At 34.4% G+C, this 23,155-nt stretch carries 17 protein-coding genes and 4 pseudogenes; 15 read left to right on the top strand and 6 right to left on the bottom strand.

All coding sequences use genetic code 11. The features are described 5' to 3' along the window. Positions 1–67 precede the first annotated feature (67 nt). The 12 genes and pseudogenes from PCY16_RS04870 to PCY16_RS04815 all read left to right on the top strand — a co-directional run bounded on the left by PCY16_RS04870 (position 68) and on the right by PCY16_RS04815 (position 13,104). A pseudogene (locus PCY16_RS04870) lies at positions 68–1,317 on the top strand (ISL3 family transposase). 432 nt (positions 1,318–1,749) lie between these two features. Then, positions 1,750–2,223, top strand: a pseudogene (tnpA, locus tag PCY16_RS04865) (IS200/IS605 family transposase). A gap of 609 nt (positions 2,224–2,832) precedes the next feature. After that, a pseudogene (locus PCY16_RS11240) lies at positions 2,833–3,249 on the top strand (IS30 family transposase); the annotation flags it as partial. Positions 3,250–3,415: 166 nt separating this feature from the next. Continuing rightward, positions 3,416–4,846 carry a hypothetical protein gene (locus PCY16_RS04855; protein WP_301354192.1) on the top strand — a complete coding sequence of 477 codons (1,431 nt, stop codon included), beginning with the start codon at positions 3,416–3,418 and terminating at the stop codon, positions 4,844–4,846. A 100-nt stretch (positions 4,847–4,946) separates the two neighbouring features. Further along, a complete protein-coding gene (locus tag PCY16_RS04850) occupies positions 4,947–5,822 on the top strand; it encodes a hypothetical protein (RefSeq protein ID WP_301354190.1) in 876 nt (291 codons plus the stop codon). A 29-nt stretch (positions 5,823–5,851) separates the two neighbouring features. Next, entirely contained in the window at positions 5,852–6,055 is a 204-nt protein-coding gene (locus tag PCY16_RS04845) for a hypothetical protein (RefSeq protein ID WP_301354188.1), read from the top strand. A 262-nt stretch (positions 6,056–6,317) separates the two neighbouring features. After that, the gene (locus tag PCY16_RS04840) at positions 6,318–8,624 is read left to right on the top strand and encodes a DUF2971 domain-containing protein (RefSeq protein ID WP_301354185.1); all 2,307 of its coding nucleotides are present in this window, start codon (positions 6,318–6,320) and stop codon (positions 8,622–8,624) included. 188 nt (positions 8,625–8,812) lie between these two features. Continuing rightward, positions 8,813–9,886 (top strand): tyrosine recombinase XerS, encoded by a 1,074-nt coding sequence (xerS, locus tag PCY16_RS04835; protein ID WP_073945549.1) that lies wholly within the window; start codon positions 8,813–8,815, stop codon positions 9,884–9,886. Between the two features lie 303 nt (positions 9,887–10,189). Then, a complete protein-coding gene (locus PCY16_RS04830) occupies positions 10,190–10,780 on the top strand; it encodes a type IV toxin-antitoxin system AbiEi family antitoxin domain-containing protein (protein WP_073951075.1) in 591 nt (196 codons plus the stop codon). Continuing rightward, on the top strand, positions 10,777–11,622 hold the full coding sequence (locus PCY16_RS04825; protein WP_301354178.1) for a nucleotidyl transferase AbiEii/AbiGii toxin family protein: 846 nt from the start codon (positions 10,777–10,779) through the stop codon (positions 11,620–11,622). Before PCY16_RS04830 ends, PCY16_RS04825 begins: the two co-directional genes overlap by 4 nt. Before the next feature lie 651 nt (positions 11,623–12,273). Then, positions 12,274–12,843: a hypothetical protein gene (locus tag PCY16_RS04820; RefSeq protein ID WP_002892344.1), complete on the top strand. Its 570-nt coding sequence runs from the start codon at positions 12,274–12,276 to the stop codon at positions 12,841–12,843. A gap of 84 nt (positions 12,844–12,927) precedes the next feature. Next, complete coding sequence (locus tag PCY16_RS04815) at positions 12,928–13,104, top strand: hypothetical protein (RefSeq protein WP_002892345.1); 177 nt, start codon at positions 12,928–12,930, stop codon at positions 13,102–13,104. Positions 13,105–13,148: 44 nt separating this feature from the next. On the opposite strand, the gene PCY16_RS04810 is transcribed toward PCY16_RS04815, so the two are convergent. The 3 genes from PCY16_RS04810 to PCY16_RS04800 form a co-directional block, all read right to left on the bottom strand. Then, positions 13,149–13,508: a hypothetical protein gene (locus tag PCY16_RS04810; protein WP_002892347.1), complete on the bottom strand. Its 360-nt coding sequence runs from the start codon at positions 13,506–13,508 to the stop codon at positions 13,149–13,151. After that, the gene (locus PCY16_RS04805; protein ID WP_301354175.1) at positions 13,505–14,920 is read right to left on the bottom strand and encodes a Y-family DNA polymerase; all 1,416 of its coding nucleotides are present in this window, start codon (positions 14,918–14,920) and stop codon (positions 13,505–13,507) included. Before PCY16_RS04805 ends, PCY16_RS04810 begins: the two co-directional genes overlap by 4 nt. A gap of 180 nt (positions 14,921–15,100) precedes the next feature. Next, positions 15,101–16,279 carry a hypothetical protein gene (locus PCY16_RS04800; RefSeq protein ID WP_301354173.1) on the bottom strand — a complete coding sequence of 393 codons (1,179 nt, stop codon included), beginning with the start codon at positions 16,277–16,279 and terminating at the stop codon, positions 15,101–15,103. Between the two features lie 446 nt (positions 16,280–16,725). Between PCY16_RS04800 and PCY16_RS04795 the strand changes: the two genes are divergently transcribed. The 3 genes and pseudogenes from PCY16_RS04795 (at position 16,726) to PCY16_RS04785 (ending at position 20,172) form a co-directional block, all read left to right on the top strand. After that, complete coding sequence (locus tag PCY16_RS04795; protein ID WP_014632505.1) at positions 16,726–17,466, top strand: ABC transporter ATP-binding protein; 741 nt, start codon at positions 16,726–16,728, stop codon at positions 17,464–17,466. A 3-nt stretch (positions 17,467–17,469) separates the two neighbouring features. Continuing rightward, positions 17,470–18,777: an FtsX-like permease family protein gene (locus PCY16_RS04790; protein WP_301354168.1), complete on the top strand. Its 1,308-nt coding sequence runs from the start codon at positions 17,470–17,472 to the stop codon at positions 18,775–18,777. A gap of 81 nt (positions 18,778–18,858) precedes the next feature. Then, positions 18,859–20,172, top strand: a pseudogene (locus tag PCY16_RS04785) (IS3 family transposase). A gap of 278 nt (positions 20,173–20,450) precedes the next feature. Here the strand turns inward: PCY16_RS04785 and PCY16_RS04780 are convergent. Genes PCY16_RS04780 through PCY16_RS04770 form a run of 3 tightly spaced genes read right to left on the bottom strand, consistent with a single transcriptional unit; the run spans position 20,451 to position 23,154 of the window. After that, a complete protein-coding gene (locus tag PCY16_RS04780) occupies positions 20,451–21,470 on the bottom strand; it encodes a helix-turn-helix transcriptional regulator (RefSeq protein ID WP_301354166.1) in 1,020 nt (339 codons plus the stop codon). Positions 21,471–21,476: 6 nt separating this feature from the next. After that, a complete protein-coding gene (locus tag PCY16_RS04775; protein WP_301354164.1) occupies positions 21,477–22,400 on the bottom strand; it encodes a DMT family transporter in 924 nt (307 codons plus the stop codon). Next, complete coding sequence (locus tag PCY16_RS04770) at positions 22,390–23,154, bottom strand: DUF4931 domain-containing protein (protein ID WP_301354161.1); 765 nt, start codon at positions 23,152–23,154, stop codon at positions 22,390–22,392. Before PCY16_RS04770 ends, PCY16_RS04775 begins: the two co-directional genes overlap by 11 nt. Between the last annotated feature and the right edge of the window lies 1 nt (position 23,155).

The following is a 23,155-nucleotide window of genomic DNA, read 5'->3' as shown; positions in this document are numbered from 1 at the left end:
GAGTGTACACAAAAAGTCCCATAAGAACTATAATGAAAAGCGACCAAACCATCATTAGGAAGAACTTATGAGACTTATTAAGAATACCACAGAATTAATCGGAATTAAAGACCAAAATATCAAGATTTCACTTCTTTTTGAAACTGACACTCATATCGAGATTCAAGCAAAACTCGATTACCCTGCACCATCATGTCCTCATTGCCATGGAAAAATGATCAAGTACGACTTTCAAAAGCCTTCTAAAATCCCTCTTCTCGAGCAAGCGGGAACGCCAACCCTACTACGTCTGAAGAAACGTCGTTTTCAGTGTAAAAGTTGTAGACGAGTCATGGTAGCTGAGACATCAATCGTTGAGAAAAACTGCCAAATCTCAAATCTGGTCCGACAAAAGGTTGCACAACTCCTGACTGAGAAGGTGTCACTAACTGATATTGCCAGAAGACTTCGTGTGTCGACGTCCACTGTCTATCATAAGCTTGACCAGTTCACTTTCAAGGAACATTATGACAAACTTCCAGCTGTTATGTCCTGGGATGAGTTTGGGTTCAAGAAAGGGGAATTGGCTTTTGTGGCACAGAATTATGAGACAAACGAACTCATAACCATCCTTGATAATCGTCGCCAAATCACTATACGAAACTACTTTTTAAAGTATCCATTGGAAGATCGCCAAAAGGTGCAGTTTATCACGATGGATATGTCTGGAGCCTATATCCCACTAGCCCGCAGACTTTTTCCAAACGCAAAAATCGTTCTTGATCGTTTCCACATTATCCAGCACCTTGGTCGTGCCTTTTTAAAGACAAGAATTATGATTATGAACCAATTCGATAAGAAGTCACTACCCTATCGAGCCTTGAAAAATCATTGGCGACTCTTCCAAAAGGACAGCCGTAAACTATCTCTCAACTTTTTTTATTCAAAGACTTTCCGTCAAACCTTAAGTCCACATGAAGTCGTTGAGAAGACATTGGTCTTTTCAGAAGAGCTTACCGACTACTATACACTTTATCAGCTCTTACTTTTTCATTTTCAGGAGAAGAGAGTAGATGAGTTCTTTGATCTGATAGAGGAAAATAGGAGCAAGGTTAATCACTATTTTCAAACTGTTTTTAGGACTTTCCTTAGACACAAGCAATACATCAAAAACGCACTAGAAACGGACTATTCAAACGCAAAACTTGAAGCAACTAACAAGTTGATCAAAGACATCAAACGCTTGGGATTCGGTTTTAGAAACTTCATTAACTTTAAGAAACGTGTCTTCATCACTCTGAACATACATAAAAAGAGGACCTATCCGGTCCTCTCTAGATGTTAGCTTTTCGTCACCCACTACAGTTGACAAAGAGCCTTTGTTTTTCTATTTTAGACTGGTTTTGTTTATCATATCCTCTACTATGAGATTGAAGTATAAACGCTTTTATTTATTTTTTTTTCGCTTGAAATAATTAAAGCATATATGAATAGATTGTCACCTACATCATAATTTATATCTGATACTCGCATTTTTTTACTATATTGGAGTTTGACTATGAAGTCAAAATTGTCCTTAACAACAAGTTCAATCCAATTAGAATTATTTTTTTCGAATTTATGAATGACTTTTCCGTATACATAACATTTTGCGTATGATTTGGGATGCGAGAATCCTAATTTCTTTTGATTATCAAAAAAGTCCCCCTAAAGTGTTATATTAGGTAAGGTTTCCCGACCACTAACTAATATACAAAAGGAGGACCCCTGATGAGACAGGATAATAATAGTTTAGCACATACTACATGGAATTGTAAGTATCATATTGTTTTCGCCCCAAAATATAGACGTCAGATAATCTATGGGAAATACAAAGCAAGTATTGGTCAAATCTTACGGTTATTATGTGAAAGAAAAGGCGTAGAAATTCATGAAGCAGAAGCTTGCTCAGATCATATTCACATGTTAGTGAGTATACCACCGAAACAAATTATTTCCTCATTTATGGGATATTTAAAGGGTAAAAATAGCTTAATGATATTCGATCGACACGCTAATCTAAACTATAAATATGGGAACCGCAAATTTTGGTGTCGCAGGTTTTATGTTGATACGGTTGGGCGAAATCAGAAGTGACTTGAAGAATATATTCGTAATCAATTACAAGAAGACGTGATAGCAGATCAGCTCAGTCTTTTCGAGGAATATGATCCGTTTACAGGTGAGAAGAATAAAAGAAAGTAGTCTTGATTAGACCCGCTAGTCGGGACAGCTAGTAAAGGTGGTGCTGAAGGGAAAACATTCGGTAGGCCTTTTGGCCTCGGCCGGTAGCAGAGGCTTTCAGCCGAAGAGCAAAACACTCGTTCTGATATGATACCTCTTAAGTAGACATGGTAAATACCTAAAATCTACTTAAGAGGTATTTTTATGTCTAGATGAGAAAATTTCACTCCATTCGAGAAAGAACAAGCTTGTATCGATTATATTAATGGTAATTGTTCCAGATCTGAAATACGTAACTGTCTCCATATTTCCACAAGGGCGATTCAAGATTGGGCTGCTATCTATAAAAAATATGGGATTTTAGGATTTACAAAGAAAACAAAAAATCGTTCCTATTCAAAAGAATTTAAAATGGAACTTGTAAAAAATGTATTAGTGGTGGCGAAGAAAGTTTAATTGACAAAAGGAATCATCACAAACTAGATGACGAGGTTAGGTAAACAGCGCCACGAATCAAAATGCTTAGCGATTGAATGCTTTAACAGAAATAAGGTTGAAGCATTAGCTGAATGTGCAATCTGCTCGGAATTACGTGTTCTGCATTTTATGAATGGAAACAGAGTAGTCCCAGCAGAGGAACAGTGCAACCGTAGGGCTAAGCAAAAAGGTCAAAATTCTTGTTTGACACCAAAGTTGAAAAAGGAAATTGAGAACGGTTTAAAATTCTCTTGGTCGCCTGAACAGATTTGTGGTCCGCTATCAGCTTGAACAAAAGCCAATGGTAGCTTTTAAAACTATTTATAACTGGCTCTATGCTGGTTTGATTGATCTGGATTTGAGCGTCCTTCGCCATAAAGGAAAAACTCGACAACCCAAAGAAACACTTGGAAGATTTAGGCTTGGTACGCCAATTTCCCAAAGAAAACAGATTTAGCGACTATCTCTGATGAGGCTTTGAACAAGGCGTTATATGATATCAATCACCGACCACGAAAATGTTTACCTTACAGAACTGCTTGTGAAGCCCTAATAGAAGAGTTCGAGTAAATGTTGCACTTATTCTTGCAATTTATCAAGTATACATTATTAGAGAAGTATATCAATATGGCTCTTGGTTTTGAGTTCTAATTTGTGTGTGGGTGTCACTGGGTTAAAAAAGGTATATGAGGTTTAGTATAATGGTTCCAAAAAATTGAAGAGAAGGACTAGACAAATGACAAGAACACCAGGTAATAAAAAATGGTTACAAAATATTGCTAAGAAAATCAATCTTCCACTTTATCCGAAGAAAAAATTTAATGGGGAAGAAGTCACTCTCATGCCTGATGGGACAGTTCGATTATCTGAAACAGGAGAAAAGCCTTCTGATGAAGCACTGGAAGCCTATCAAGACTTCGTTAAAAAATTCAATGAAAGACTACGTCGTTTTGGGGTAAGAACAATCGATGGAAAAGCAACATTGAATACTGTTTCTCGATTTTCGGACGACTATTATAATAAGTATGCCTCGATACCATTACTAAAACAAGTATACCCAAACAATGACTTTCCTTTCCATTTGCAACTTCAAGAGGATTACATCATTCAAATCAACTATAGTCAAGAAACGGACTATGAGTTAATTAGTAAGCAACTAAACCAGTTAGATATGGATATCCTACTATTTATAGCTACTTTCCGAAATGTTCAACTACTTCAAATTTCTAGGGAGTTTGGTTTACCGATTCCTAAAATCAAACCTCATCTCAAACGACTCAGAGAGTTTTACTTAATTCAAGAGTGGGAGTTCGAACGTGAAGACACTCCAGGGGCTCTTGCGACAAGTTACTCTATTTACAGTCATGGAACAATGCTGCTCTTACTCGCAAATAAGATCAGCAGAAACTTCACTTATAAATGGAAAGATATTCTTCGGGAAGAAGATAACTACTCTCCTATTCGATACTGGAAGGTCGTAGATGCCTATCAGAACTTCAAATTTAATCAAAACTATGCCTATTTTGTTCCTACGTCAAAACTGGAGAAGTTCACGTATACAGTGACAAAGACACAAGAAAAGAGTGAGGGGACAAGTCCTCTTTCTGGTATGGAGAAACGAAAATCAGAATTACAAGCTAAAAAGGCGAAGAAGAAAGAGCGTACGTATACAGTCCATGTTCCTAGATATCTCTTTATCGGTCAGTTAGCTCTCAATAAAAAGGAAGATGACGGTACAAAAAATCTTTTTGATGTGTATCCTTATATAACCAATGTAGGTGATACCAGTGATCTTGATAAATTGCTCAATGTCTTTAAACACTTTGGACGTTTCGAGGATGGTTTAGATGAAGAAGGCAACAAACGTTATCTATTGATTATCGTTGATAATTTTGACGACATTCAAGAAATTGAAGATAAGTATATGCTTATTGAAAATGGTGGCTACAAGAACCTCAATAACATTATTTTCCTCAACCTAGAACTTGCTGCAGAAGAAGGGATTGATAAGTCTCTTGTTGTTATCAGAAGTCAAAATACAACTGATGGTGGTCGTGTGGCCAAATACATGCCTTTTAGAATGAATGAAGCGTTTAATGAGCGTCCACTAATCAAAGATGCCGAACTAGAAGAGTTAAATCAAGAAGAAGGTGATACTGATGCTTAATATCTATATTGATCCCTACGTCCTATCTCCTTTTGAAGCCTCTCCCTTTTTTCACAAGCTGACTAACTTTGCAAAATCTAAAGATCATAGAGTAGCTATTATGGGGTTTAAGTCACATATATCTTGGAATGCTTTATCGTATTTAGAAGATAAAGCTAAGATTACTATTACCCACAATCAAGCAGACCTAGAGGATGAGAAAAAACATGCCGTTCTGTTAGCTGGCTATTTAAAAAAGGGTATTGAGTTAGTAACGTCTCCAACAAGCCATATTACAGATATCTTCCTCTTTGATGAGCAGGCTCAAATGGATACGAACACTTTGTCTCAGCTACTCAGCAAGGTCCCTTACGTACATTATCTATCAACAGAGCATTTTTTCCATTCTCCTCACGTCAATAATTTCCCTAAGAACAGGCCATTTATTTTCAACACCCAACTTTTCCGAGATACGAGAAATATTTATTTTGCGAACAGTTTAGTAGAGGGTCACGATCCTTTATTTGAAAGTTTAGCTAAGAATGATATTACCCAACAAGCATTTTTTGGTAGCAACAACTATATCTATATACCAGGTCATAATAGAAAAGAAGAATCACGTGCTAAGGTCATTATGAACGTCACAAAAATTGAAGATTTGACGGTTGAAAGCATAAAACCTTTAGAGCCAGTATCAGCCACTGCAGAACCTCAACAAAGCATGAAAGAGCTACGTTTAGACGAAATTGAAGAACGTCTAAAGAAGAGAATGAAAAGCTCAGATACAATTAAAGACAATGAAAATGCAAGCGAGGTCTTGAAAATTACTTCTGAAACCCTTACAATGATAAGGAAGGTAATGGATTGTATTGGGAGGATGGAAAATAGTTTAAATGCTAAGATGGCTGAACAAGCTGACAACAACAATAAACTTGATTCAGATTTTGATCCATTATACGCCTTCAGGGCCCAACATGATAAATTGGGGGAAGATTAAACACTAATAAAGGGTTGAAGGAGATAAAAATGGCCGATGAAGTAATGACTAAAAAAAACATTTACTTAGTGTCAGACGTTGACAAAGCTAGGGAACTTGAGGCATACATCGTAAGTACAAAAGATGGTATGGAAGTCTTTGGACTTATTGGTTGTGATGAACTTGAGGAATTAACAGATGCTCAACGAGAATTTGTGCAGAGCGATGAAGCGATGCGATTCAAAAGTAACTAAGCTCCATGATTGATTGAAAAGCTGAGGAATCAGCTTTTTTGAGTGTAATGATTTTGGAACATAAAGTAGTTGTAAAAAAACTAGTATTAGATGAGTTTACTTCTTAGTTGATATGGTTTAAATATTTTATGAGTTTCTTTATTGAATAATTAAATCTGGTAATTATTAGATATATAATTTGATATAATAAGTTGGTTCGACTTTTTGAAGCTACATTTTTACGCTGTTTTATATTTTTGTTAAAAAAGTTTGGAGAAAAAACATGAATGACGAGCAGACAAATAACCTTACCGATGTGATACCAAGGGATATAAATGTTTTCTTACATGAAATCAATAATGTGAATTTTTGTGATAAAAATAAAGTTATTGCTTATACTACTAAAGTTTATGATATTTATCAGGAGTATCATAATTTAGAATTAGCAGAACAATGTGTTCAAATTCTAGAGAAACTATCTGGATATTTGGGAATCATTACATTCGTTAAACAGCAGGATTGTACTAAGGTACTACAAGATATTACTGACAAAGTCTATAGTATCTACCAACAGTTTCCAAAATCTTATTCTATAGCTAATAGATATTTGTCCATTATGGGGAACTTAGTTTTATTCCAGATGGATATTGGAATAACACATGACATTATTGCCAAAGCTCAGAGTGTTTACCAACAGTTCCCAAATTCGGAAAAAATCGCAGAAAGTTATGTTGACTTTCTGAAGGTCATATCCTCTGTGTACCTATTATTGAATGAAGAATCACAGAATATTGTTGCTGAAGCTCAGAGTGTTTACCAACAGTTTTCAAAAATAAAAGGAATAGCCTTTAGTTTTTTGGGAATTATATGGGACTTTACTGTGAAACAAAAAAATCTTGATGAATTACGGGAAATTACAGATAAAGCCTATAGTATTTATCAAGATTTTTCAGATGATGATATTATAGCTTTCAATTATATTATTTTCCTCCGAGAGCTAGCCAAAAAACAAGAAGTTCTTAACGAATTAGAGGAAACCATTACTAAAGCTGAAGAAGTTTACGAATGTTTTCCAAATTTCGAGCATATAGCGGGTGAATATATATTTACTATGTTGCAATTGGCTAAAAAGCAAGATAACCTAGAAGAGCTACAGAGGACTGTTAAGAAAGTGTTGGAAATTTTTCGCAGTTTTTGTGAAAGGATACCTACCGAGGAGTCGTCTGAAGATTATGATTACGACATGATATCTATCAGAGAGTCATCTTCATATTTTGTTTCGGAATACATAAACTATTTTCTTATAAGTTCACTTGAAGAAGAAAAAGACAAGACTGAAGATAGGTTTGATATTCTACTCAGTGAACTATCCAATGTTAAAATAAAACCTAAAACAGATTCTAAAACGGAACCTAAAACAGATCTTATTGTTACAATTATAGACCAAATCTTTTCTTCCTCTGATAATTTTAGTTCTTTTACAAACAATAAATCCCAAATTATGAGCAAATTGCTTAGCAAATTTGGGGACATAGTATCTTTAGGAGAAACTAAATATTCTGTACTGATGAATCTAATAAATAGTCTAGAAGAAAAAGGTTATGATATTGAACCATTCATAAAGGCATACTGTATGGTACAAACAATTAAGTTTCAATTATCTTTGAAGGATCTTTCAAAAGAAGACTTTGGACACTATACTTCAGGAGAAGTTTTACAGATACTTTTAAAACAAAGTAGTGATAACGAAGAAAGTAGTGATAACGAAAAAAGTAGGGATAATCAAAAACTTTATTCTATTAAAGGGAGGACACGCTTAGGTAATGTTAAGTATATGAATGATCCAGAAGAAGGAAGTGTCCTAGATAGATATTTAAAATTAAGAAGATCTAATAATTTTGAAGTTTCTTTAAAACCTAGCCCTTGGTTTTTGATGAGTTTAACAACAGCAATTGATGATTTAGCAATGTGGTCGCAATATGGTGCTAGAGCGGAAGGTGTCTGTCTGGTGTTTAAACCAGATAGTTTTAAAGTTGTTAAGTCAATGGCTGAAGCAGAGTGGATGAAAGAGAAAAAAGATATTCAAGAATTAAAAAATGATATAGATTCTACAAAAAAAGACTTACTTTATCGAATTTGTTACCTTGATGAAAAATCATTAAACAACGGTAGATTAAAAGCGGTAAAAAAAGATAATAATAAGATGTTAAATGGAGCAGAAATAAAAATTATAAATTATTGCCTAAAAATTATTAAGTCCCTTGTGAGAGATATAAAGGAAAATACACTACTGTACAGTGCTGTAGAGGAATGCCTCGAGGAAATACGTTATCTTTTTAAAGTATCAGACTACAGCTATGAATCCGAGCTACGTATTTTAAGATATGCTGACTTAACTCCAGATAATAAGGAGATAAAAATTGATAATAGTGGTCCTGTTGCGAAGCTTTATTTAGAACGTGATATGCCCGTTCAATTAAAACAAGTTATTTTCGGACCTAAATTTTCCAATCCAGAGCATGTGACTCCATTGCTCCAACTTCTTGATAAAGATATTAATTTTAAACGATCTGATAGAAAATTTAAATAGAATGAGCCACAAAAGTAATTAATTTTCACTAAAAGGATAACATTTTTTTAGAAGATGTTATCCTTTTTATCACTTTGGAAAAAATTTAAGGAACAAAATATGTGTTCGGAAAATAAGTATTTGTTGAACACACATATTAGTTATGATAAACTACTACTAACAAGAAAATTGTTAGATTTGAGGCTAATATGAAACAAGAAACACTTATGAAAAATATAAACGAGTTGCTCGAGATTATGCCTTGGTATGTTAAGGAATATTATCAAGCAAAGCTCGTTATTCCATATAGCTACAAGACGCTGTATGAGTACTTAAAGGAATATAGACGATTTTTTGAATGGTTGATTAGTGATCATGAGGAATTAGGTAAAACTGTACGTTATGCAGACTATAATACGATTGCTGATGTTCATATTAATGAGCTGGCCCATTTACCAAAGTCTGTTATCGAAGGCTACTTTGTTTACCTTCGGGAAAATACTGAGCGTCGTTCAATCTCTGAAGTCAGCATTATTCGAACTAAAGATGCCCTCTCTAGTTTGTTTAAGTATCTTACCCAAGAAACTGAGGATGATGAGGGTGAACCTTATTTCTATCGAAATGTCATGGTTAAGGTGAAGATCAAGAAGCCCAAAGATACCTTGGCTAGTCGTGCAGATAACATGAAAGAAAAACTCTTTCTAAACGATACACAGTCTTTCCTAGATTATATTGACAATGAGCATGAAAAGAAAATCTCAAAACGTGCCCAGGTATCGTTTGTCAAAAATAAAGAGCGTGATCTTGCGGTTATAGCACTTCTACTCTCAACTGGAGTCCGTTTATCTGAATTAGTCAACCTAGATATGCAAGATGTCAATCTGGCCACAAGGACGATTACAGTTATCCGAAAAGGTGGGAAAAAGGACGTTGTAAATATCGCTCCATTTGGTATCCCTTATATTGAGCGTTATTTAGAAATTAGGAAGGGACGCTACGCAGCAAGCGATTCAGATAAAGCATTCTTCTTAACGACTCAAAATAAAGTGCCTGCAAGGCTTGGAACACGTTCTGTCGAGCTATTGGTGAAGAAGTTATCTACCGCTTATGGTAAACCTACTACTCCTCACAAATTGCGACACACACTTGCGACACGTCTATATGAGCAAACAAAAGACAGTCTCTTAGTCTCCCAACAATTAGGACACAAAGGAACTGCAATGGTAGAAGTTTATGCACACGTAGCTGCAGAGACAACTAAGGAAGCCTTGAGTGATTTGTGATGTAGGACTATTATCACACCAATTTTTAAAGATACCGGATACACATTATAGCGGGGTATATGTACATTATTTGTCTGATTGCCTATGTGCATTACTCTCTTATGGGGAAACGGCATCATGGTTATAGAAGCTACCGTACAAAAAGTACGGTAGCTTTTCCCATTCAGAAAATGAAATGTTAGATTTTTGGCATTATTTATAGTAAGAGAATAATAAATGATGTTGGATACCATTTAAAATGTTGCTTTTGTACTTCTAAATTGCTAAAATTGTAGTACAAAAGCAACAAAAGGGGGGACAGGTATGTCAAAAAAAGAACTGTTACTTGACTATCTAGATAGGAACAATGGCATGATTACCTACAAGGATTGTAAAAAAATTGGTATTCCTACCATATATCTATCAAGATTAGAGAACGAGGGAGTTATTTTTAGGATTGCAAAAGGGATCTATTTATCTGCTAATGGAGACTATGATGAATACTATTTCTTTCAATATCGTTATCCTAGAACTGTCTTTTCATACATCTCTTCCCTTTATTTACAGGGACTTACAGATGAAATTCCACAATATTTTGAAGTAACAGTTCCCAAGGGATACCGTTTTAGGAATGCACCCTTAAATATCAATATTCACAGTGTTTCAAAAGAGAATTTCAACCTTGGTATCACTAGAGTAAAAACTTCCATGGGAAATACTGTTAATATTTATGATTTTGAACGTGTTTTGTGTGATTTTATCCGTAATAGAGATAAGATTGATACCGAGCTCTTTGTTAAAACACTTCAAACGTATAGTAGCTTCCCTAAAAAAAATCTTGTAAATCTCTATGAATATGCTCAAAAATTAAATATATCGGATGAAGTTAAACGAACCTTGGAGGTGCTACTATGAACAAAGCAAAGTTAACAGCTCTCTGTCATAAAATTTCAAAACAAACAGGGTTAACTTTTAATTCAGTAATGACCTATTATTTTCTCGAAATTATTTTGAAAAAACTAAGTCAAAGTTCTTATGCAGATCACTATATTTTTAAGGGTGGGTTTTTACTTTCGAATGTCATAGGTGTTGAGTCTCGTAGTACGGTAGATATTGACTTTTTATTTCATAAGCAGACTTTATCTGAAGAAAATGTTCAACAGCAACTAGAAGAAATTTTAACCGAATCGAAAGATGATATTCAATTTTCTATTCAATCTATATCATCTATCAAAGAAAGTGATAATTATGGCGGTTATAGAGCAACCATATTATGTCAACTGGAAAATATTAAACAAATTATTCATTTAGATATTGCGACCGGTGATAGTGTCACACCTCACCCTGTAACCTATGCTTATAAAGCTATTTTTAACGATGAAAGCTTTTCAATCATAGCTTACACAATTGAAACCATCTTGGCTGAAAAGTTACAAACTATTTACTCAAGAAACTTTTTGAATAGCCGCAGCAAAGATTTCTACGATGTCTATATCCTTTCTAAGTTGAAGAAAAACGACATTGACTTTAGACAATTAAATGTTGCTTGTCAAAGAACCTTCTCTTATCGTGAAACAGAACTTGACTATAATGAAATCGTTCAACTTATGGAATCTTTCAAAACTGACCCTATTCAACAACAACAATGGCAAAACTATTCAAATAAATATAGTTACACAAAAGGGATTTCTTTTTCTGAAATACTTGATGAGATTGTTAATTTGGTAAGTGTCATAGCTTCCTCGAACAATGGTTAGCCCTTGACTAACAGTTTTTTTTGGAAAAAGAAGTGTTAGGACATATAACTTTATTGAGCAGACCTTAAAGTTGATAAACTAGTTCTTAGCTCTTTCGAGGTCTTCTTATTTTTCGTTATCTCCCATTCAAAAAGGTGGAAGGGGAGACATTGTAAATATCTGTCTACTTGGCAAGTGATTCAGATAAAGCATTCTTCTTAACGACTCAGAATAAAGTGCCTGCAAGGCTTGGAACACGTTCTGTCGAGCTATTGGTGAAGAAGTTATCTACCGCCTATGGTAAACCCACTACTCCTCACAAACTGCGACACGTCTATATGAGCAAACAAAAGACAGTCTCCTGGTCTCCCAACAATTGGGACACAAGGGGACTGCAATGGTAGAGGTTTATGCACATGTAGCTGCAGAGACGACTAAGGAAGCACTGAGTGACTTGTAGTTTATTGTCAATTCTCTTTTAGCTATACACGATACATAGTACAATATATATGTATCGGCTTAAGAGTGTTAGAAAGTAATTTGAGATTTAGGACATGAATTATAGGGAGACGTATGAGAAGAGTTTTAAATAATAAGCTATATTTGAAAGTTCTGGTGTCAGATTTAATATCAAATTTTGGAGATACATTAAAGAAACGTAGGAGATAGTCTATGCATCACAAATCTATCATCAAGCTATTCATTCTATTCATTGCCAGTTTGGGAATAATCATCATCCTTTTTTTAGGAGGGATGATTTACATCAATAATAACTTATCAACCTATTTTATTTATTATGTAAAGCATTTACCACACGCCAAAAATACTAATCCTGAAATGGTGATGATTTTGGATAATCTAGATTCAATAGATGACCCAAACATTAAAGGATTAAGATATGATACAGATGGTAATAATTCAATTATAAATGGAGAAGGGACCATTCTAACTCAGGCTCCTGATAGCAATTCTATTCAGTATGCACTTATTCCTAAAGGAACCCCTCAAGAAAATTATCGAACTTATTATTTTAGTGATAATGGTAAATTTTATACTTACTATTATCAAAGACCTGACGAGGGAAAAGATATTTACGATGATAGTGAAGAAAGACAGAGGGAAGCTCAACACTATATTGATGAAATAATTACTCCCATAGTGAATAAATTAGAGGATAAGCCTCGTGTTGATTTACAATGGTTTTTCAATAAAAAATATCAAGAACGTTTTTCGAGGGACTAATCTTTTATTACTCAACTGTCAACTTTAACCTTGTTAGCATTTTAGATGCTATATACCTTCCTCAGGGAGTAAATAACACTATCAATGTTAAAGAGAAATAATACATCTGCTTATAAGACACTGTTTAAATTAATTTCCCCAACACGATACATAGTACTATATATAGCTGAAAATCTATTGAATGAAGCAGATGAAGATGATGAAATTGTCGATGTTATCATTGATGAAGATGGTTCAATCATTACAGTTGATTTTAGTTAATCTAGTTAAAAAGCAACAACCACATAATATAGGTTGTTGCTTTTTTAGTGAATATGATTTTCCAAAAGCTGAATTTGAAGGATATTGTCGAGTTGGACTAATCTATACCCTTCACTAGTCTTTATTGATATTTCATTACGAGACAGTTCTCTCACTTCGCCAAATAAAGTAACTTTTTTATCACGATGTTTGATAGTGAACTGCCCTTTAAGTTGGTTGGCATAGAGTTGAGAAAGTAATAAGAGTTTCTGAGGCTTACTTAAGTCTGTTGAGAAGTCAACACGATTTTTAGCAGCATGTAATGATGAGGTATGCTCGGACAGAAAGAACCCCATCCACTTCTGCATCCCAGGGTCCTGATATTCTCTTGCTGCTTGAAATGGTAAATAAGAACGATCAATCATTTTAAACCATCCAATCCTCCAGCAGAATGTCCTCCGATGAGCCTACTTCTGGCAATACTCCTCGATGCACTATCCAGTGCATTAGCTTTTAGTAGAGAGGTAAAGCCAAATTGGTCTCTGATAGAATCTATTGCTGTCTGAAGCCTTTCTTCTTTTTCAATTTGTTCGACATCATCGAATAGTGAGATTAATCCAAAAGATTCATCTACAAACCCAGAATAATTAACCGCTACACTTCGGATTGCTCCTGAAGTGTATTTATTATGGAATAACTTCAACACATAGTTTGTCAGCATGTCGGTGTTATTCGTTGGTTCAATTTTCATTTGGGTATTGATAGAACGCTTGTTCTCATGCTTAGAGTAGCCAAGGTGTATTGAAACAACAGTCGCTTTCTTGCCTATCTTTCTCAGTCGGATAGCAACTTGCTCGGCCATCTCTCTAAGGACAATTTCAATATCACGTTGTCTAAAATAGTCTCTAGGGAGAACCTGGGAGTTACCTAGACCTTTTGATTTTGGTTTATAGGGCTTATGAACGTTACTTTCATCAATACCATTAGCATGAAACCATAAACGAAGGCCAGCTACTCCTAGTTCTTTCTTCAAGATATCTGGGTTGGCATTTGCCAAGTCTTTGATTGAGTGGATACCTAACGTGTTGAAGCGTTTCTCCATTCTTTTACCGATGCCCCAGAAATCTGTCATCTTAGGAATAGACCATACCTTATTCTCCACATCCTCATAGGACCAGTTAGCTCTCATGGTTGGAGTTTTCTTTGCTTCATTATCAAGGGCTAATTTAGCAAGTAATGGGTTAGCATTGGACATACCAACAGTTGAATAGATGCCAGTTTGTCTCCAGATGTCCCTTTGAATCCTTGCTGAAATAAGGTCGAGTTTTAGCTTTCGAGACAACTGCTTATCTGGAACGAAGTAATTAAGAGAACTAGACAGGTCGATAAAACCCTCGTCTATAGAATAGGGGTAAATATCGTTAGGGCTACCATAGTTTTGAAAAATGCCTTGGATTTCCATATTAACTGCGATATACTCGTCCATTCTGGGAGGAACGATGAAAGTCACTTTTGCCCAGTCTTCAATGAATCGCACGTAATCTGGATCTGTTCTCAGTCCTTGTTTCTTGGCATTGTAGTACGAGAACTTTCTTGTTTGAACATCAAAAGGGAGATCGTATGCTCTTCCTACGTTTGATTTCCCAAACACTTTCTTAAATATCGGTGAAGAAGCTAGGATAAGACCTGCAGAGTTATCAGCTCTACTCATAACACATAAAGAAGTCTTTAGAGGATGTAGCCCTCTTTCAACACATTCTACGCTAGCATAAAAAGACTTCATATCAATAAAGGCAATATCACTGCGAGGCTCCCTAGTGTAATCGAAATATCCCATGTGTCACCTCTTTTTGTTAGTATATAAACTAACAAAAGTATAGACTATTTTGGTGAGGTTTTCAAGAGTTACAGTGTTGCCAATAGTCTTTGAGAATAAAAAAAACACCAATAGCTGTGTAATTGGCGTTTTCAGTAGTCTTCTAAATATTTTTAAATGGGGTATCGAGTTATGAGGAACTTATTCAGAACTTCCCATTGATGATGACTCGGTAGAGGCATTAGAGTTATTACCTCCGTTATTATTATCTAGGACATTGGCACCCAAGAGCGAATTATAACCATTTTCATCAACATAGCTATGGTATTCAGGATTTAACATTATATCATTTGATGATTCGGGAACCCCAGAATCTTGTTGTTGTGCAGGTGTTTTTGGGGTACTTCCAGCTACAGTTTTGGTGTCACTCTGAGCTGATTCACTAACAGTTGCTTGAGTAGAGCTTGAACTAGACGACGATGGTTTCGTAGAGGATGAGGTTTCCGTTTTTGAGGTGTTTTTGTTTGTGTTATCATCTTTAATCTCGATTAACTTCTCATATATTTTTTGCGTCAAAGCATTTTGTTGTGAGGCCGTTAATGATGCTGCGACACGAATAACAACTGTTCCGTATACATAGTGTGAACCAGGGTTGATGACAGTTGGCAGACCATCGAATGCACTTAAATAGTCATTTCGTTTTTTGGCATCATTAGCCGTTTTATAGACCTCAACACATCCACCTGCATCTGTACCTTTTGCAACTAAATCAGCACCAGCAACTGGATTAGTCACTTCATTGTCAGCGAAATAAATTGCTGCCGTATAACTTCCTTGCTTATTTAAGCCTTGATTTGGATCATTATTTTCTGTGGCTGACTGAACATCAGTAATCGTATCAATTTCCTTAAGACGACTTTCCACAAATGTATTGGAAGGATTGGTAATTTGTTTTAACTGCTTAACACTTGTTGAATACTTCTGGTTTTTATCTTTAAGATGTTTTATTTCTGTCGAGTAGTTAATTGGTTTTTTTAGTGATTTAACTTGTCTATTGATGTCGCTTGTTTTCTTTTTGATTTTAGGAATTACTTGTTTCTTCTTTTCAGCAGTTGAGACTTCGTTTTTTAGTTCAACCGTCAGATTTTCATCTAAGGGTTTATCTTTACTACTAAGTAGTTCCTTAGATACTTTGATTGTTTCCTCTAAGCTACTGTTTTCTTTTTGAATTTTAGCTGTCACTTCATTAAATGACTTTACCGCTCTTTGATGCGGTAAAATTGCAAGTACATAGTACCCCATACAAAAACATAATAGTACGATAAAAGAAATTATGGCTTTTTTCTTTGAATCAATTTTTTTCATAAAATCAGATTTCATTTTTAATCTCCAAAAATCAAGTGTTCGTTACCTCAAATAGCTAACGGGGACTTCCTATTAAGTATTCTGTTTTTATTATACTTAAATATTCTCACATTTTAAAGTAGTCTTTTGATTATTATTCTAGAAAATTACAGGAGTTTAGAAGTTTGGGATACTATTTATCAACGATATTGAATAAATATTTTCTCTTTCTTTGAGGTTAAGAATATAAGGTAATTCAATGTGTTAAGAAATAATTCATTTTTACTGAAGTAAAATAATTAAGATAAGAAAAGCCTATGAAACTCATGTTTCTAGGCTTTTTTCGTGCTTAAATTGCGGTTTTGTCTGACTTTTGTCTGATTGAATTATTTCTAACTTTTATTTACCAAACTATTTATTCCCTTACAACAGCATATTAAAAATGATACAATAGAAAAAAGTCAACTTATAGGAGAATGACTATGAAAACACAGGCAATCGAAGTAACAAACCTTGCTAAGTCGTTTGAATTAAGCAAGGGTAAGACTATTCAGATTTTAAACGGTCTCAGTTTATCAGCTAACTATGGTGAATTTATATCTATATTAGGTGTCAGTGGTTCTGGAAAATCAACACTATTAAAATGTATGTCAGGTCTATTGCAACCAAGTCAAGGAAAGGTTGAGATTCAAGGCTTAGATCCCTATCAAACTAGTCCTAATAAACTTGCTAAACTAAGACGTGAGTCCTTAGCATTTATCTTCCAATCCTATAATTTGGTACCTGCACTACCTATTATTGAAAATATCGCCTTACCTTTAAGATTATCAGGCAAAAAGGTCAACAACCAAGAGATACTTGATTTACTGGAAAAATTGCAATTTAAGGCAGATAGCAAAGCCTTCCCTTCAACCTTATCTGGTGGTGAACAACAAAAAATAGCTATTGCACGAGCTATTTTAGCAGATAGTCAGATTATTTTTGCAGATGAGCCTACTGGTGCGCTTGATAGTACCTCTCGTCAAATTGTTTTTGATATTTTAAGAACACTAGCTAATCAGGGGAAATGTATCCTCATGGTTACTCACGATATTGAGCTAGCTTCAAAAACTGACCGAGCACTCATCCTTAAGGATGGTTTGATTTCCCAAGAAATTATAAAACCTAAGTCTGAAGAATTAACTAAGGCTTTAGGTATAGAGACTGATGTAAGGGAGAGATAAATCATGTTAAAACTCATTTATTACCAATGGAGATATAGTTGGAAAGAATGGACCGCAACTGTACCTGTCTTTTTTATGGCAAGTCTCATTTCAGGGATATCCCTTTCAGGCGACTTTAATATTATAGCAAACAAGGACGTACTACTCAGTGTTCAAACAGACCCAAGTCCAGTATTCCTTATGCCCATTTTCTTTGGCGGGCTAACTCTTTTTCTTATTATTTCCAGTCTCATTGCTAGTCTTTTAGATTATTTCAAATCGGATTATCAACTTTGGGAAATTTTAGGTGCTAACCGCTGGCAGTTGTCAATTTTAGTTGCTGGACAAATTAGTTTAATGGCATTTATTTCCAGTATACCTGGTGCTCTCATTGCAACACCGATAAGCCGTTACTACTATTATTATTTACAGAAGTATTTTGGCAAAGGTATGATGCCAGATTTAAACTTTGGTTCTCAACCGTTGGCACTGCTTGCTACCGTAGCTTTAATTTCAAGTCTCGCTTTTGTTAGTGGGTACTTCTATACCAGTAAACTCCTTAAACAGAAAGTCGAACGAAAAGCTTTTAAATTTTGGATAATTGTTAAGAAAGCAGTCCCATGGGCTATTTTAGTTGTCCTATATGCTTCCCTTTTATTTATGTTTTATCATTCAGAACCAATATTGGGTACTGGTTCCTTGCTTTACCTCATGCTAGTCAATGTTTTTGCTATCTATGCTCTATCTCCCTATCTTCAAATTGGTATTATCAAACTTTTATCACCCGTACTACTTAGCCACAGGTACGCCCCAATCCTTGCAAAATGGCAAATTCTAAGTCAAAAATCTTATCTTAAAGCCATTAACGCTTCGGTTGTTACAGGAATTACATTGGTTGGGAGTTTTCAGCTACTCTCGCAAAATATCTTTTCTTTCTTTCAAAAAGACGGTGAATTAGAATTATTAGTTTCCTTTATTGCCTTTTTCCTAGCTCCTGTACTATTAATATTAGCAAACGTAGTCTCCATGACATTATTGTCTGTCCGCCAGGAGGCCAAAGAGCAGGAACAGTTAGCCACATTAGGAGTTTCCCCTGCTCAACTGTTGCATACAAAACTTTGGGAAAGTCTTATTATAACGGGACTAGCGTTCTTTATTTCCCTAGTGATTAACCTTGCAATGATTGGTCTGATGAACCATTCACTCAGATTGTTGAAAATGGGAATGACTAATTGGACAGGTCTTTTCCTTCCAGCTATCATCCTGTCTACACTACTCTTTCTTTTGACTTTCATCACTAAAGTAAGCCATATTAAGAAACAAACATTTTAAGAAAGAAGCCTATGAAACGCATGTTTCTGAACTGCACCCCAAAAGTTAGACAGAAAAAATCTAACTTGGGGTGTTTTTATTATGAAATTGACTTATGAAGATAAAGTTCAAATATATGAACTGAGAAAGCTTTAAACGACTTTCAAGTCAATTTGAGGTGAACGTTTCTGGCCTAAAGTACATGGTGAAATTAATTGACCGTTATGGAATAAACATCGTCAAAAAGGGAAAGAAGCGTTACTATTCTCCTAAATTAAAACGAGAAATGATTGATAAGGTTCTGCTTGAAGGTTGTTCTCAACAAAGTGTTTGCCTGGACTATGGCCTCTCAAATCAAGGAATACTTAACAATTGGATAGCACAATACAATAAAAATGGGTATACTATTGTTGAGCAAACAAGAGGGAGACCACCTAAAATGGGACGTAAGCCAAAAGAAGAAACTTGAAGAGATGACAGAGCTAGAGCACTTCAAGCAGAAAATGAGTACTTGAGAGCGGAGAACGCTGTTCTAAAAAAGTTGAGAGAACTCCGATTGAGGGACGAGAAAGAGCAAGAAGAAAAACGGAAATTGTTTGAGGATTAGTAACAGAGTTTGCTTTAGACATTCTTCTAAAGATTATTAAGCTTGCTCGTACAGCTGGATCAAACGGATAAGAATCAAACTATCAAAGCTGAAATTCAGACAATTTATTATGAGCACAAAAGAAATTATGGCTATTGTCGAATGACTCTTGAATTGAGCAATCGTGGTTATATAGTAAACCATAAGAAAGTACAACGTCTGATGAGAGTCCTTGGTTTAACCGCTCGAATTCGTCGTAAACGCAAGTATTATTCATATCAAGGAGAGGTTGATAAGAAAGCAGATAATCTTATTCAACGCCAGTTTTAGATGGTTTCAACAGCGAAATTATCGCCTACAATCTTTCTACTTCGCCCAACTTAGCACAAGTAAAAATGATGTTGGAACAAGCCTTCAAAGAGAAGTACTATGAGAACACTAATTTACATAGTGACCAGGGATGGCAATATCAACATCAGTATTATCATCGATTTTTAGAGGATAAAGGGATCCAACCGTCCATGTCACGTAAGGGAAATAGTCCAGACAATGGTATGATGGAATCCTTCTTTGGCATTCTTAAGTCTGAGATGTTTTATGGTTATGAGAAGACGTTTAAGTCAATTGAGCAATTGGAACAAGCTATTGTAGACTATATTAATTATTACAACAACAAACGCATTAATGTAAAACTAAAACGGAAAAGACAATCGCAAGTGACTTCAACCAAACCACACACGATTGCCTCTATACATCGTCTCATCAGAACAATGTATTACCTCATAACGCATAACAAACTTTACGATTATACTTCTACCCAAAATCAGTAAAATTGTTTATGCCATATGATTGTAACACCTTATCAAAAAAATCACTAGGTAAGGCGTTGCTTTTGCGTACACTTTTTACACTGAACTTTAGTTCAAAAATAGACAAATTCCTTAGTTTGACTATGGAATTCAATCTATTTTTTACCAAATGCCTTGACATACTTGACAAATGGTAGAAAAGGACTTAGTCCTGTCCAATACAGAACTAAGTCCTTTGGATAAATTATAATTTTCACTTTTGAGTATTACTACAAGATAAAAGTGTAGAGAATTTCTCTTTAGGTAATATCAAGAAAGAAATTGGGTATCAATTCCTTGACTTTATCTGTATTATAGTAGAATACTCTTTTACCATTTCTGATATTGTTTACAATCCCGGCCTTTTTTAAGATATTTAAATGATGTGACACCGTTGATTCACTTGTAACCAAAATTTGTGCTAAACTTTTAGTTGTTTTTTTTCCTTCATGTAGATAATATAAAATATCAATTCTTGTAGGATCTGACAATGCCTTAAATATTTCAGACATTTCTTGTCTGGCCAAATTACCAATATTACGAGAGTTAACATTGTAAGTTAAAATTATTTTTTCATTCATTTTATTAACTCTAACATGTGGCCAAGTCACAGAACTAGGCAAAAAAATTATTTTTTCACCTTTACCTAGATAATATTTTTTGTTCATTTTAGTCTGTATCTTAATGGCATTTTTTACCCAATATATCTGGTTAGAATCAATAGATTGTATGAACCTCAAAAAGCCTTGTTTGGATATACATTTTCTTTGTTTCATCGCATAGTGATTAAGCACATTGAATACATCCGTTTTTTGAACGAAGTCTTTGAAATAATATTTGTAGTACATTTTTAGAAATGAAAAAAAGTTTAGGAATACCAGATCCGCATTTTCTATTAGATCTTCCATTAGCTTTGAATCCTTAAAATCTTTTAGTTCATTGATTAACAAACCCTTATCTTTCCCTAAAAGATTGGTTCCAAGTAAAGATATTTGTTTCTCTATACTAGATTCCTCATAAATAATTTCTTCGATAAAGAAATTGGGAATTTTACTTTTATAAAAAGGAGAAAAGTAGTTCAATTCTTGTAATATTTGCTCATCCATTATTTGTTTTGTCTCGCTTGCCCATGTAGTCATTAGTCCATGGCCATCTGGATTTAGCAATACATGTAGGCTCCCCAAAACTTCATTTAGCGGAGAGTATATGCTAAAACAATTCTTATTAATTTCTGATAGATTATCTAGAAGAGATTCCGTAAAGTAAATAGTTACTGTCATTTTGGATCACGTAATTCGCTTTCTTTGGAAAAGATTATTTAACACGATGGCTAGTATTGTCATAGTAACTCCAATGAGTTCTACGTTGGTGAGCTTGTATCCAAACATTATTTCAATCAAGAAGGTTATGATTGGTACAAGATTCATGAATAGAGAGCCATTTTGAGGAGTCAACAGTTTATTCCCAATATTCCACAAAAGTACTCCAATTACTCCTGAGAAAACACTCATATATAACAATTGCCACTTAATGGTTAATAAATTTGAAAGGGAAGGGATGTGTGAAATATTCAAATGTTGTAGTAACAGTATAGCACAAATAGAACTAATATTTCCTAGTAAACAACTAAGCGTTGTGTATTTTAATGAAGACCAATTTTTAAACTCAGCACCACCTATTGTATATAGTACCCACGCGATTACGCTAAGGGATATTAAAAAGACTGGTTGTAATAATGTACTTTGATTTTTAAAGATGGATAGATTACCTTTAGTAACTACTAGAATTACTCCTACTAAAGAAATGGAAACAAGAAAAAGAGTTCTCCAACCAGGAAATTCTTTCTTTGTAATCCATAATACTAAGATTGAAACCATTGGAATTAGTGCCATCAATAAGGATGCTAAAATTGTACCCTGAATTCCAGCTATTTTCTGACCTGCAAAAACCAAAAAATTATAAGCACAGAAGGCCATTGTTCCCAAAAACAGTATTTTGGGAAATTCCTTTCTATTAAGTTTAAATCCATCCTTACCTTCTTTATAAAATAATATAATTGCTAATATAGAGGCTACTATAAGATATCTTATTAATGTAAACCAATAGGGGTCCACGATTTGTAGTGCACTTCCTGCAATGGGCCATTGAGCACCAAAAACACTCCCTGCAATTAAACAACTAAGTATTCCTTTAAAAAATCTATTTTTCAAAATGACACTCCTTAACATAATTTAAATATTCATACTTTATATCCTTAATTCTTTCAGTATTGTTGACTTGTGAAACCCTATAGCCAACATAATAGGGTGAAACTATAAAACGAGGGACTACTTTACAAATCAGATTGTTATTTTGAAGAAAGAAAAATAGATTATACGAATCACAAGATTTATTGAAGTATTTTTTAAGAATAAATCCTACTACATCTTTAATGACATCAGATGTTTTGTCAATATAGGAAATACTAGCTTTAATATTGAACTCGCAATACCCCATTGTAGGTTTAGTTGAGATATTTACGGAGACGTATTTGTCGCCATAAATTTTATAACCTGAAAAAGACTCTTCACTGATTTCTGAATAGATGTCTTTATTTTCAAATCCCACAATCTGAGTATGTGGGTGCCTTAAACTTCCACCAGATAATGGTCCATAGTTTTTAAACATTGCTACGCTTTTAAAACGAGATTGGTTACTAAATTTTAGAAATGATTTAATAATATAGTTAATCACTCTTCTATTATAAGCGTAGCTATAATTTGAAATATCTCCGTAATGATCTTCAGATTCAATTATTATTGTCTGATAGGTGTTTTCGATTGTATTGTATTTATTGTCTAACCAAAGCAATCCATCATTCTTATCAATAATATTTGTTAATTGGTCTAAATGACAAAAAGGACATTCATCTGAATTTGATGGTTTTTTCTTGGCAATCGAGGTGTTAAAAACTAAAGGTTCCATA

This window comes from Streptococcus sp. SS4, from assembly GCF_030440125.1.
Taxonomy (GTDB): domain Bacteria; phylum Bacillota; class Bacilli; order Lactobacillales; family Streptococcaceae; genus Streptococcus.
This window is presented reverse-complemented; position numbering and strand designations above follow the sequence as displayed.